Below are 14,035 nucleotides of genomic sequence, written 5' to 3' on the forward strand. Positions count from 1 at the left end.
AGGGCGGCAGAAGTGTTTTTTAAACGATTGATTTATTAGAAACATTCGCCGCTACTTTACGTTGTGATAGTACATAATAAATAGCGATTCCTAATGAGAAGATCAATATGCAGCTTAATACGTAAAACGGAAGCATTACTCCGGCTTTAGATACACCCGCTGTAAACAGCATTAATAATACAATTCGTATTCCAGTACCAATTAGGCGAAATAAGCTGTCTACACGTCCCATTACTTCGTTTGGAATTTCCTCCATCATCAATACATTTCTCGCCACTCTTGTACCCGCATTTCCAACTGCATGAAAAATTGCAAGTCCATATAAGAAAATTACGGAAGGTTCAATAATCATTACGGTAATTGAAATTACATAAATGAACATCGTCATAACGATTGAAACTTCTGTTTTTACATATTTCATTATGAGTGGAATACAGATTCCTGCAACAACCGCTCCGACACCGTACATCGTGCCCTCTATTGCGTATACAGAGGCATTGGCTTTAAGTATATCCGAAATATAAACTGGTATTAAATAATTTGCCATCATAACACCTATAAACGGCATATAAGTGGCCAGTAAGAACCAAAAGAGCTTAGGACGTTTTTTCATAAAGTGAATTCCTTCAAACAATTGCTTCTTAAATGTTATTTTTCTTTTCACTTCTTTTTTCTTTACGTACGGTATACATAAGAAAAGAAAAAATGCTCCAGCAAAAGTTAACATGTCTACTAACAAAATCCACTTCAAAGATACAATTTCAATTAAGAAGCTCGCAGCCGCTCCAGAAATAACTTGTGTTAACTGTCCTTGTATTTCCATCGTTCCACTTAAACTTTTATAATGTTCTGCTTGAAATATCTCTTGGTTGAACGCAAATATTGTAGGATAAAACAATAAATAGTAGAATGATCCGGCTATATAAATAAGAATATAGTGAATAGAATGATAAGGTTGCCCAGCAAATCCCCATATAACCATTATTCCGATTACGGCTATTCCGATTCCTTCGTTACATAGCAATAAAGATTTTCTTGAAAAACGATCAATACTTTGCCCAATGAATGGTGTTAATAAAAACATAATGAGGGTTGCAATGATAGAAACATAACCAAATGTTGTCTCTCCTCCACTCTCTTTAATTAACAGCCAAGGAATCGTTATCATAACAATTCCGGAACCAATAGCAGATAGACTATTGGCTCCTAGAATGTAATACAAGCGAGAATCATGATAAAGTGAGGACATATCATTCCACTCCTAGTTGTTTTTTCACCTCTTTATATACGCTCATATATGCTTTTAATTCTTTAACTACATCATGAATTAATGGTTTTGCATCTTCTCCAAGTTCACCATCTTGCACATGTAATCCATCAAGCACAACTTGTTTTGGAATTGCATTTGCATAAACACCTCTAGCGACCGTTCGCATGCTGTTTAATGCATTTATTCCACCTTTACCGCCACCAGCAACCGCTAACAATGCAACTGGTTTATGAATAAATTCACTACTACTTAAGTAATCTAAAGAGTTTTTCAGCGCACCGCTCATCGCATTATGATATTCTGGTGTACATAATACAACCCCATCCGCAGCTTTCACTAACGTTTTTAATTTTTTTACTGCCTCTAAATCACGTTGCGACTCTTCTCCATTGTATAAAGGTAACTCCTCAATTGCTAAATCATATAATTCCCCTTCAAATTGATCCGCAATATATTTTGCCACCACACGAGTTCGACCAAATTTTCTTGGTGTACCGTTAATAATGACTAGTTTCATGATTATTTCTCCCCTTTGTTTTCAAGTTCTACTTATATATTATCAGAAATTTCTATACAAAACACAATATAAAGAGTTAACTTGTTTCATAAAATAGTATGATAAACAAAAAAGAACTCATACTTTCGTATGAGTTTTGTACAATTACTTTGTTTCATCTCTCATGCTCAATGTACCTAAACTTTCATTTGCTTCAAAATGATTATATGCTTTTTCCGCTAATCTTTTCCGTTCTTCTGGTAATTCTATATATTTCATTACGTTTTCAATTATTTTTTCGTACGGAGTAAACACAATTCCTGGCCACTCTACCTCATCTTCTGGATTACTATTTTCGGAAATAATAAATTTTTTATTTGCGACTGCATAAGACACGCGAGGTGTTTCAAGAATTCCTGATAAATAAAAATGAATATTTAATATAATTTTAGCTCTAGCAATCAATTCATTTCTAACAATTCCCCACGCATTATTTTTAAAAACTATATTTAAATTCGGGGCAATCGCTTTTAGATGATCAAAAATAGCTTGTCGCCTCGGATTAAGAGCACCTATAAACAGAATATCAATATCTTCAATAATTTCATCTTCAAACGCATCTTTTTTTATTTCCAAAGTTGGAGCATAGTTCATTTCTACATGTTTTATTTCTTTTCCTACCCCTTTTTGTTTAAGCCATTCTATATTTTGTTTACTATAATCCCAAATCACTCTATCTTTTAATAATATTAAATAAAGGGGGTGCGCATATGGACTTCCTTCGTATAGCTGTTCTAAATTATAAACAATTGCATCTTTCGGAAGAAGGTTCGGGTTATATGCATATGTATGTGCTCCAAAAACAACTGTATTCTTTACATTTTCCAGTATTGTTTCTGATATAATTACTGTATTTCCCTCCTGCTCCAACCTCCACTTTAAAGCTCGCGCAACATCTATGAAACTACCGTATGTCTTTGGGCATATAAAAAGACAATAATCATATTCTTTATTCAAATAAACTTCCATTAATCTTAAATTATTTTTATATAGATCTACATCCGGATGTTTAAGTACCAACTCATTTGCATGTTTTCTTGCTACTTTATATAATCCAGCATAATAAGCAGCGATGCATCTTCTTAATTCGACTCTTTCCCGGTCCTCATCTAATACATCCATGTTTAAAAGAAGATTTGCGATACAATACGCTTTTAAATGATCACGATCATAATAATAGTCTAGTAGTGGCATCAATTCTTCATACGTATTTCCATGCACCGATTCTCCTAGTTCAATCGCCCATCGTATTAATTCCATGATTACTCCACTACTCCTTTAATCGAAAATGTATTTAATAAAATTTCGCATTATTCTCTACTATATTTGCTATATGAAATGGAATCTTTTCTTTTATCGATTCCAAATACTTTTGCGACACCGCCCCTAAATGCTTTTTATGAGGTATATAGAAAGCACTAATAGAAATTTCATAGTCAAATAAGTAATCATACACATGATAATCTACAAATAGTAGATCATCCTTTGGAAAAGGAATTTCCTTCCCTTGCAGAGCATACATCAAAGCAATATTGTTTTGAGATCGTAATCGATACAACCTTGCAAGTTGGTATAATGGTTCAGCCCGGGTTGGTCTATATTCCCAAGCTTTTTGAAAATAAAAAACAGCTAACGCTAAATATTGCTCTTCTTGCCCTTTAACAGTTTCTTTTTCATCAGCATCTGTCACTTCATTTTGTTTATTTGCTGAACGATTTGCTAACTGCTCATAACAAAATCCTATTCGCAATAACGAATAGAATACCTCTTCAACCCATCCTCCTGCTTCCACACGTTTTTTATACCATTTAATTGAATTCTCAAATTGACTTAAATGAAAATAAGTCTGAGCTAAATAAAATAAATATCTTATATGCAAATCTGGCGTTGTTTCTGGGTCGTTTATTCCCTGTAACAACAACCTCTCATCTCTTTCAAATTTATCAGCTTTGCTCCCGCCATCTCCGGGATCATTCACGACAAGAGTCTCTAACCGAGCTACCCTCGTATTGTAATTCGCTCCAACTTTTGAACGATCTATATCCCAATACTCATGAGTAACACCGACAGATTTCCATGGTAAAGAAGCTTTTAAAAGACGTGTAAGCCAATATTTAATATGAACATCATATTGTAATGTAAGATAATGATCTTCCGTTAAGCTCGTTTTATCGAAATTCGGATCAACCTCTAAAATCATATCCGCATCTAATATTAATAAATAATCTGCTTCTGGGTATGTTTTTTGCGCTAACGAAACAGCTAAGCTTCTGTTATAACCAAAGTTTTTAAACGGCTCATGATGAACCGTCCCAGGTATCTCATTTTCCTTACACCAATTTTCAATAATTTCAGGCGTATTATCCGTCGATCCAGTATCACAAATAGAAACAAAGTCTACAATTGATTTTGTTGCATTTAAACATCTTTCCATAATTCTAGACTCATTTTTAACGATCATACAAAGACATAACTTTTTTTCTTCCTTTACAGACTTCACTTGCTCATTTCCCATTTAACCACCTCATATTTTATTAACACGCTCTTCTCATATGTAACAACATTTCTTAGCTATACTGATGACATAAGCACCCTTTTACTATTTATGAAAACTTCATTTTATTTATTCTTACTTTTATGTTGGGACATATTTCATGCTTCGCTTTATATTTGATACAATCAATACAAAAAACATAATACGGGAATCCGTACATTTCAAAGTCTAAGAGGAGGTTATATTTTGTTGGATTACATTTGGCTAGATGACAAATCACCAATTTTAGAACAACTACCAAGAAACTTTAAATCTGCAGCTATATTGCTACATCCTTTTATCCAAATGCCTTTAGGATGGGAAAAGTCTGTGAGAAAAAGACCATATGAGCACATCTATCCTAGCGCTGAAGAAATCATTTATAATGGGAAATCCGTTTCTTGGAAGGAAATGATGTCTTGTAGTGGATTACATTCATACGCAGACCTAGCAATGGCCATGTTGACTTCCATTAGTGCCCTTTCAGAAGAATATAAAAGAGAGGATTTAGCTGAAAAGCTACATTCAAACTTAAAAAAAGATCTTTATTATCCAACAGAAGATTATACGTCTATATTTTTATTACACAAATTACTTAAACTCCTCGGTTCTAAAGGTGCAAAAAATCTATATTTCTCTGAACCAATTCTTGATACAAACGGATTATTACAGGTAAATAATACTACTCCATTAGATATTTGGGACATTAGCAATAATGAGTTAATTATTACTGGCGAAGATAATGAGTATGCGTTTATGAGTATATACGATTCCTTTACAACCTTATTATTAGCTAAAGAAGAAAATATAGAATATATTGTTCATTCAATGAACGTTGAAGCTATCATTTGTGACAAAAAAACGATGATTGATTGGTATTTTTAAATTAGTAATTTCTTAAACTATAAAAAAGAAACTTGCGCTTATACACAAGTTTCTTTTTAAAAACATCCTTATTTTTTCACAACTTCATGTCCACCGAACTGATTACGTAATGCTGAAACTACTTTTCCATGGAATGTATCATCTTCCTGAGAACGATAGCGCATAAATAATGACATAGCGATAACTGGTGCTGCAGCTTGAAGTTCAAGTGCAGTTTCAACAGTCCATTTTCCTTCTCCTGAAGAGTTCATTACACCTTTAATGCCATCTAGTTTCGGATCTTCTGCAAATGCTTTTTCAGTTAAGTCCATTAACCAACCACGGATAACTGATCCGTTAGCCCATACTTTTGCAACATCTTCATAATTGAAATCAAAGTCACTCTTATCTAGTACTTCAAATCCTTCAGCGATTGCTTGCATCATGCCGTACTCAATACCGTTATGAACCATTTTCAAGAAATGACCACTACCAACACGGCCAGCATAAGAATAGCCATTTTCTACTGCTAAATCTTTAAATAAAGGTTCTAATTGGTCGTAAATTTCTTTTTCTCCACCAACCATTAAGCAAGCACCGTATCTAGCTCCTTCTACACCGCCTGATGTACCGATATCTACATAATGTAATCCGAAGCTTTTTGCTTCTTCAGCACGGCGTAACGTATCTTTATAGAATGAATTTCCGCCTTCAATAACGATATCACCTTCATCTAATAATGGATATACATCTTTTAGTACTGACTCTACAACTTCTCCTGCAGGCACCATTACCCAAATTGTACGAGGAGCTTCTAGTTCAGCAATCATTTCTTTTAATGTATGACGTGCAGTAATTCCTAGTTTTCCTGCCTTTTCAACAAGCTCTTTATTTACATCGTATACAACTACTTCATGCTTGTCTTCATATAAGTGTTCAGCTAATGGAAATCCCATTTTTCCTAATCCAATTAAACCTAGTTTCATATTAATCAATCTCCTATTCTATACAAATATATTTAATATCGAAATTAGCCCAAGTGCTACTACAGATAATATAGTCTCCATTGCAGTCCATGTTAATAATGTTTCTTTCACAGTCATTCCGAAATACTCTTTAATCATCCAAAATCCTGAATCATTCACGTGTGATAAAATTAATGACCCTGCACCAGTTGCAAGTGCTAATAATTCAACATTTACACCTGGTGTGCTTGCTGCAATCGGCGCAACAATACCAGCTGCTGTCATCATAGAAACAGTTGCCGATCCAGTTGCAATTCGGATTAGTGCCGCAATTCCCCACCCTAATAATATCGGTGAAATATGTGATTCTTTCGCCATATCTGCAATTGTCGTTCCAATTCCAGAATCTAATAATACTTTATTAAATGCGCCGCCTGCACCAATCACTAACAATATGTTTGCAATAGGTCCAAGGCAATCATTTGTAAATTGTAACACTTTATCTTTTGAGAAACCTTTTGCATATCCAAGACTAAAGAAAGAGTAAATGGTTGCAATTAATAAAGCCACAATCGGATCTCCAATAAAGTGTAATACTTGTGCTAGTTGACTCGTTTTATTTAATGCAACTTCTGCTATTGATGCACCAAGCATAAGAAATACTGGAAGTAAAATTGTAAACAATGTATTCCAAAAGCTAGGAAGCTCTTTTTTATTATCTTTTTCAACAAATTGCTCCGCTATATCTAATGGTACTTCCTTATGTATACGAGCACCAATCCATTTCCCGTAAAGTGGACCTGAAATAATTGCAGTTGGAAGTCCGACAATTAACGCATATAAAATTGTCTTCCCTACATCTGCTTTAAAAATACCAACTGCCGCCATTGCCGCTGGATGCGGTGGAACAAGTCCGTGTACGACTGACAGTCCTGCTACTAGCGGAATACCAATTGTAATAAGTGATACCCCAGTTTCTAACGCAATTGTAAATACTAACGGAATTAATAGTACAAATCCAACTTGGAAAAATACCGGAATCCCTACTAAAAATGCAACGAACATCATCGCCCAGTGAACTCGTTTCTTCCCAAAACGATTAATTAATGTGTTAGCGATACGTTCAGCACCACCAGATTCGGCCATCATTTTTCCAAGCATCGTTCCTAGTGCTAAAACTATTGCTAAAAACCCTAATGTATTACCAAGCCCTAGTTTAATAGAATCAATAATCCCTGGATCTTTTGGTGAAGTTCCAATTAAAGGCATTCCCATTGCTAATCCTACACCAATTGCTGTTAAAATTAATGCGACAAATGGATGCCATTTTACTACCGTAATAAGTAAAAGTAGTATGACAACTGCCGCTAGTACGATCCCAACTACCATTTCTCCCAATCCCCCTATTGTTTACGTTGGAAAGCAGCTATACAATCAAATTCTTCTTTCAAGCGATTGTAAAGTCGTTCATACATATAAAACATTTCTAAATATATAGCCGTATTTTCTTTATTCGGTACATGGTGATGGACAATATCAATCCAATCCTTTACCTCTTCAAGAGAATCAATTTTTCCTACAGCATATAAAGCAACTGCCGCTGCCCCAAGCGCAGATGCTTCATGACTTTCAGGTACAAGCAATTCTTTTCCCATCATATCGGACAACATTTGTCTCCAAAATGCAGATTTTGCAAACCCTCCTGAAACTCGTATTTCAGTAAGTGGCCCTGTACAATCCCTGATTGCGAGTGCTACTGAATATACACTCATACAAACACCTTCCATCACTGCACGTATAAAATGTTCTCGCTTATGTTGAAGATTGATTCCAAAGAATGTACCACGAGCATTTGCATTCCAGTAAGGTGCGCGTTCTCCAGATAAGAAAGGTAAGAACAATAGCCCATCCGCTCCAGCTGGTACGCTTTCTGCATATTTAATTAATAAATCATAAGGATCAATGCCGAGCTTTCTTGCTACTTCTTGCTCTGGACTACCAAATTCATCACGTAACCATCTCAGTAATATTCCGCCGTTATTCGTTGGACCACCGATTACCCAGTGCTCATCTGTTAATGCGTAACAAAACGTTCTCCCTTTCTCATCTGTATTTATATTTGATGAGATTGTTCGAACCGCACCACTCGTTCCAATCGTAATTGCAGCCGCACCCGGTGATATCGCACCAACTCCTACATTTGCAAGAACCCCATCACTTGCTCCGATGACAATTGGTGTTTCTGCACTTATCCCCATCTTCTGTGCTAACTCTGGCTTCATACCTGATAAAATATATGTAGTTGGTACAGGGGTTGATAATTTTTCTGATGACACATGTAACATAGTTAAAACATCTTCATCCCAGTTTAATGTTTCTAAATTAAATAACCCTGTAGCAGAAGCAATCGAATAATCAACTACGTAGCGTGAAAATAATTGGTAAATCACATACTCTTTAATGGAAATGAATTTATAGGCACTTGTATATAACTCTGGTTCCTCTTCTTTCATCCATAACAATTTAGAAAGTGGTGACATCGGATGAATCGGTGTACCTGTACGTCTATAAATTTCATGCCCATTCATTTGTTGTAATAATTTTTCTGATTGCTTCGTACTTCGATTATCTGCCCAAATGATAGAACGCGTTAATGGCGTACCATTTTCATCTACTGCAATTAATGCGTGCATAGCTGTACTAATACCGATTGAAGAAATATCTTCTGGTAATACATTACCTTTTTCGATGGCAACGCTTACACTTTTGTATACAGCGGCACATATTACATCAGGATCTTGCTCAGCCCATCCTACATTCGGTTGAATAATTGGGTAATCGATTGCATGTGATGCAATGACTTTTCCTTTTTCTGTGAACACAACCGTTTTTGTACTTGTGGTACCGATATCAATCCCGATTACTCTCCCCCTTGTTTCCATGCGAATCTTCCCTTCATTACTAGCAAAATACGATTTAGTAAACCGTTTACATGAATTAGTATATAAAATATTTTTTCATTTATCAAGTTATAAAAAGAAAATTTTTTTCATACCAAAAATAAATCCCCTCATTCCATTTCACTTATATACTAAATTTAGCTTTTCCATGCGGTAAAATTACGTTATATTCGTTACGCAATACACTCTTTCCTCTCATTAACAACACATACATAATCCTCCATACGTTCTACTTATTTGCTTGAAGAAAAAGTTGAAAAGCAATATTCATTTTTAGCGGTCACGTAACATCACCATCAAGCCAAGAAAAGTAACTAACCGCAGAATGAGAATTCTGTGCATTCTACTCATATTTATTGTTTTAGGTTCACTAGTCTTTTATCTTGATAAACATAGAGCGTGGCCCCCTACTATCACTTTTTTATCTTGTAAATATATCTTGCATACTATAAAACTGAAAAGTATTTTTATTTTTCAGAAAAATAAAAACAATAACACGAAATTTATTGTATAATGTTGTAAAAAGATGTCGGAGGGATTTAATGTTAAATAAAATATCTCAATTCACAATTAAGCTTTCATCAATTCTTTTATCACTCTTACTATTATTAAATTTACCTTATTTATTTATCACTCAACAAGGATTTACCTTTCAACCAATTTATTTTTTTAATCAGACCGTTACTATGTTAAAACAAGTTTTTTCCCCTGAATCATTAGTGATTATAGGATCAGACCCGAAGTTTGGCCATTTCAAAAAAACACCATTATTTCCAACTGTTTTAGAACCTTACCTATATTCATTTACTATATTATTTTTAGCCTTTTTTCTTGCTCTCTTTTTATCATCTAGCATGGCATTTTTTTATTTTTTAGCAAAAGATTATATAAAAAAATGGATAAACCGAATTGTGTTCATATTAGAAGCTGTCCCTGATATGATGATGATGATCTGTTTGCAAATATTTTTCATATGGGTACTTCAGAAATTTGGGGAATCTCCTGTCACTATTATTTCCTTTAATGAAAATCGAGCTTATTTACTCCCTATTTTATCATTAGCTGTCTTACCTACATTACAAATGTTTCGGATGATGGTGTTATACATAAAAGAAGAGCAAGGAAAACATTACGTAGAGGTTGCATATGGAAAAGGCCTTTCATCAAGTTATATACTATGCATTCATTTATTCAAAAATATATCTATCCACTTCTTCCACCATTTAAAAACGATTTTTGTTTTCTTACTTTCTAATTTATTCATTTTAGAATTTGTTTTTAATATGGAAGGCATTATTCAATTTTTATTTAATAAGGCGTTTGTTTCACCTCCAGCTGCATTTATCATACTTGTTATGATTATTTTACCATTTTATGCTATTTTCCAAATAGTCTCATTCATGATGAATAGATGGAAAAAGCAATTGAAAGGAGTATCATTATGAAATCTATTTGGAAATCAAAACGCTTTTTAATCGGCTTTACTTATCTATTCATACTTATTTCAGCTAGTTTTATTTATAGTTGGTTCTTTAAAGATAACATCCCAAAACCTCCTCAGTTACTTTACAATGACAATAACGAATTACTTGGAAAGGCCCCCTTTCCGCCATCGTTAATTCCACCTTTTGGATCTGATCGTTTTGGAGAGTCTGTTTTCTTACAAATTGTAGAAGGAGCAAAATTCACTATTTTATTAGCCATGGCAATTAGCTTCTTTCGAATTTTATGCGGAACATGTATAGGAATCCTCTTAAGTTTATTTGCTCCAAAACTCAAGAGATTTTTCCAGTCATGCTCAGAAGTTTTTTATTACATTCCAACTCTATTTATCGCATTCATACTCATCACGCCCGTTAATATTATAATCACATCAAATGCTGATGGGGTAGATCCAAATATTTCATTTACGTTTTATCAAGTACTCGTACTTATTTTCGTCGCTCTGCCTACACTTTCTTTATACATATCCTCAGAGGTTGATGAATTTATGAAACAAGATTACATCTTAAGTTCACAATTACTGGGGGCTAGTCGTTTTCATATTATAAAAAAACACTTACGAGTCTTATTACTTGACCGCTTATTTGTATTATTTATGGAACATATCGTCCAAACACTCATACTCGTTATCCATTTAGCGTTGCTTAACATTGTAATTGGCGGCATACAAATGCGTGAACTCTATGACGGAGTGCTCAAACCTGTTTCTCTATCTAATGATTGGGCAGGTCTTATTGGATTAAATCGTAATGAAATGAATCTTTCATGGTGGATTATTTTTTATACTCTCGCTTCATTCTTTATTACGATTCTATTTATTAAGCTTATGACCATCGGGATTCAAGATGCACTGAAAGCAAGAGATTCGCAAATTGTAGCAATTCAAAACGTTCCAGATCATAAAAAATTTGTTAAACATAAAGATTCCTTTTCGTTTGCAAATAAAGTAAACCTTTAATCATTTCTCATTAATGAAGTATTAATTGGCATCGATATTAGTAGAAAATAAAGAAGATGATCCCTATTAAATACAGGGATCATCTTCTTATGCTGTCTAACTTTTTTACATGTCCTTTGCTAGACTCATGTTTTTTATATTTAAAGTGAATTATTTGCAATCACAATTATGTTTTTTAAAATCAATTACCATACGCCCTTGAATTCTACCTTGTTCCATTTCTTCGAATACATTTTGTACTTTATCTAGCGAACAAGTTTGAACAACCGGCACTACTTTTCCTTCTGCCCCAAACATAAACGCCTCTTCCAAATCTTTACGAGTACCAACTAGAGAACCAACTACTTCAATTCCATCCAGTACAAGTCGTGGGATGTTTAAGTCCATTGTTTCTACTGGTAGCCCTACTGCAACTACTTTACCGCAAGCACGTACTGCATCAACTGCTGAGTTAAAGGCTACTTTAGAGACTGCTGTTACTACCGCAGCATAAGCGCCACCAAACTTCTCTTGCACAATTTTATCAGCAGGACCTTGAGAAATTGGATTGATAGTCATATCAGCACCAACTTCTTTCGCTAAGGCTAATTTATCGTCATTAATGTCTACTGCGATTACCTTTGCACCAAATACATTTTTAGCATATTGGATAGCTAAGTTACCTAATCCACCGCAGCCATAGATTACAATAGGTTGACTAGGTTTAATATCTGATACTTTAATAGCTTTATATGTAGTTACACCAGCACAAGTAATTGATGATGCTTGAGCAGGATCTAATCCTTCTGGTACTTTTACCGCATAATCAGCTGTAACGATACATTGTTCAGCCATACCACCATCCACTGAATAACCAGCGTTTTTAACTTCACGGCAAAATGTTTCTCTACCAGTTACGCAATATTCACAACGTCCACAAGATTGGAACATCCATGCAATACTTACACGGTCACCTATCTTTAGTGAAGTAACATCATCAGCTATTTTCGTAACAATACCTACACCCTCATGACCAAGAATACGGCCATCAGTGTTACCAAAATCATGATTCGCAACGTGTAAATCAGTGTGGCAAACTCCACAATACTCTACATCTACTAACGCTTCACCTGAGTGTAACGGACGTAATTCTTTTTCAATCACTTCGATGTTTGCTTTGCTGTTTTTATTAACCACTACTGCTTTCATATGTGATCTCCCCTTTAGTGTTTTAGCATTTTAATGAGTTTATCTCACAACTACTTTCTTCACTACTTTGGCTAGTTATTGTACCAAATTTAAGTGTTCAATCATCATTACATCTTCATCATAACATGACACTTCATAAACAATTTGTGAAATTATGAACAATATTTGAATTATTACATAAATCGGTCTTTATTTTAAATTTTTAAAAATGAGAGTTTATCACTGACTATAAGTAAGTCATACATTTCTAAAAGAAAATAAAGTAACAAACTTCGCATCGATAAAAAAGCTCTTCACTCAATATTTTCTATATTTAAACACTTAGTTTCACAGTAATAGCCTTTGCCACCAACATAAACTTTTTCTATTTTATTCTTGGTATTGGTTGCTAATTTAACTAATATTTCGGAAGGCGAGTGTAAAGAATAACCTTGTTCAAATACATAGACTTCTTTTTGCAAATAGTGCTGTTCATAAAGATAGCAAGCTAATGCACCGTTTGAAGTTCCAGTCGCTGCTTCTTCATTAATGTCGTATAGTGGAGCAAAATTTCTGCATATAATTCGATTGTCATTAAAAGTATATAAATGCATCCCGACAACATTATAATACTTACTGATTTCTTTAATTTTTTCAAAATTAGGTTGCAGTGCATGTAATTGTATTTCGCTTTTTATAGGAATTAAAATATCTTTTAAGCCAGTGGAGACAATTTGAATTGGGTATTTATTGTCTATATCTTTACTATCCAAACAGTCGATGAACTCGTTTGGAGATACAACATCATAGAATCTCGGTTTATTTTGTTCCATGAATATGATGTCATCTTTTATAGTGATAGTAAGAACACCGCTGTTCGTTTCAATCGTATAGCGATTCCTGAAAAGTTTATTTAAATGCATCAGTATCGCGAAAGAGCCAATTGTGGCATGACCACATAAATCAACTTCTTCTTTTGGAGTAAAATACTCAAATTTATAATCAGCAATTTCAGATTCTGATATAAATGCGGTTTCCGCATAACCCAGTTGTTTGGCTATTTCGATTTTTTGAGTAGTGGTCAATGTATTTGTATTCTCAATAAATACCACTCCTGCTTTATTTCCGCCTTTATGCTCCTTGCTAAATGCACTTGCAACATAAACAGATATTTTCATAAGACATCTTCCTCACTTATAGTAAATTATAGTATAGAAAGCACTACATATAAATTCCATTGGATAAATTATCCCTAAAAT

General features: G+C 34.1%; 12 protein-coding genes. 3 read left to right on the forward strand and 9 right to left on the reverse strand.

All coding sequences use genetic code 11. From position 1 onward, the window contains the following. Window positions 1-19: 19 nt before the first annotated feature. From DN401_RS12890 to DN401_RS12905, 4 genes are all read right to left on the reverse strand, one after another. Complete coding sequence (locus tag DN401_RS12890) at window positions 20-1,249, reverse strand: MFS transporter (protein WP_000097169.1); 1,230 nt, start codon at window positions 1,247-1,249, stop codon at window positions 20-22. 1 nt (window position 1,250) lies between these two features. Then, a complete protein-coding gene (locus tag DN401_RS12895; protein WP_000779906.1) occupies window positions 1,251-1,787 on the reverse strand; it encodes an NADPH-dependent FMN reductase in 537 nt (178 codons plus the stop codon). Between the two features lie 144 nt (window positions 1,788-1,931). Further along, window positions 1,932-3,086 carry a CgeB family protein gene (locus tag DN401_RS12900; RefSeq protein WP_149287726.1) on the reverse strand — a complete coding sequence of 385 codons (1,155 nt, stop codon included), beginning with the start codon at window positions 3,084-3,086 and terminating at the stop codon, window positions 1,932-1,934. Between the two features lie 34 nt (window positions 3,087-3,120). Further along, complete coding sequence (locus DN401_RS12905) at window positions 3,121-4,341, reverse strand: glycosyltransferase (protein ID WP_000526219.1); 1,221 nt, start codon at window positions 4,339-4,341, stop codon at window positions 3,121-3,123. A 225-nt stretch (window positions 4,342-4,566) separates the two neighbouring features. Here DN401_RS12905 and DN401_RS12910 point away from each other — a divergent pair, with 225 nt between their 5' ends. Further along, complete coding sequence (locus DN401_RS12910) at window positions 4,567-5,244, forward strand: DUF2711 domain-containing protein (protein ID WP_000888154.1); 678 nt, start codon at window positions 4,567-4,569, stop codon at window positions 5,242-5,244. Between the two features lie 68 nt (window positions 5,245-5,312). On the opposite strand, the gene gnd is transcribed toward DN401_RS12910, so the two are convergent. From gnd to gntK, 3 genes are read right to left on the reverse strand one after another with little or no spacing between them, the layout of a single operon-like run. Then, window positions 5,313-6,209: a phosphogluconate dehydrogenase (NAD(+)-dependent, decarboxylating) gene (gene gnd, locus DN401_RS12915; protein ID WP_000765995.1), complete on the reverse strand. Its 897-nt coding sequence runs from the start codon at window positions 6,207-6,209 to the stop codon at window positions 5,313-5,315. 18 nt (window positions 6,210-6,227) lie between these two features. Further along, window positions 6,228-7,577 (reverse strand): GntP family permease, encoded by a 1,350-nt coding sequence (locus DN401_RS12920; RefSeq protein WP_000260208.1) that lies wholly within the window; start codon window positions 7,575-7,577, stop codon window positions 6,228-6,230. A gap of 14 nt (window positions 7,578-7,591) precedes the next feature. After that, window positions 7,592-9,130: a gluconokinase gene (gene gntK, locus DN401_RS12925; protein ID WP_000450008.1), complete on the reverse strand. Its 1,539-nt coding sequence runs from the start codon at window positions 9,128-9,130 to the stop codon at window positions 7,592-7,594. Between the two features lie 560 nt (window positions 9,131-9,690). Here gntK and DN401_RS12930 point away from each other — a divergent pair. Both DN401_RS12930 and DN401_RS12935 read left to right on the forward strand, forming a co-directional pair. Next, window positions 9,691-10,593 carry an ABC transporter permease subunit gene (locus tag DN401_RS12930; protein ID WP_000932683.1) on the forward strand — a complete coding sequence of 301 codons (903 nt, stop codon included), beginning with the start codon at window positions 9,691-9,693 and terminating at the stop codon, window positions 10,591-10,593. Continuing rightward, window positions 10,590-11,609, forward strand: a complete 1,020-nt coding sequence (locus DN401_RS12935; protein WP_000836565.1) for an ABC transporter permease — start codon at window positions 10,590-10,592, stop codon at window positions 11,607-11,609. The genes DN401_RS12930 and DN401_RS12935 overlap by 4 nt, the downstream gene beginning before the upstream one ends. A gap of 150 nt (window positions 11,610-11,759) precedes the next feature. Here DN401_RS12935 and adhP read toward each other — a convergent pair whose 3' ends face one another. Continuing rightward, complete coding sequence (gene adhP / locus DN401_RS12940) at window positions 11,760-12,797, reverse strand: alcohol dehydrogenase AdhP (RefSeq protein ID WP_000649120.1); 1,038 nt, start codon at window positions 12,795-12,797, stop codon at window positions 11,760-11,762. Between the two features lie 293 nt (window positions 12,798-13,090). After that, window positions 13,091-13,954: a PhzF family phenazine biosynthesis protein gene (locus DN401_RS12945; protein ID WP_000704347.1), complete on the reverse strand. Its 864-nt coding sequence runs from the start codon at window positions 13,952-13,954 to the stop codon at window positions 13,091-13,093. Window positions 13,955-14,035: the final 81 nt, after the last annotated feature.

The organism is Bacillus sp. BF2-3, assembly GCF_008368795.1.
GTDB classification, from domain to species: Bacteria; Bacillota; Bacilli; order Bacillales; family Bacillaceae_G; genus Bacillus_A; species Bacillus_A cereus.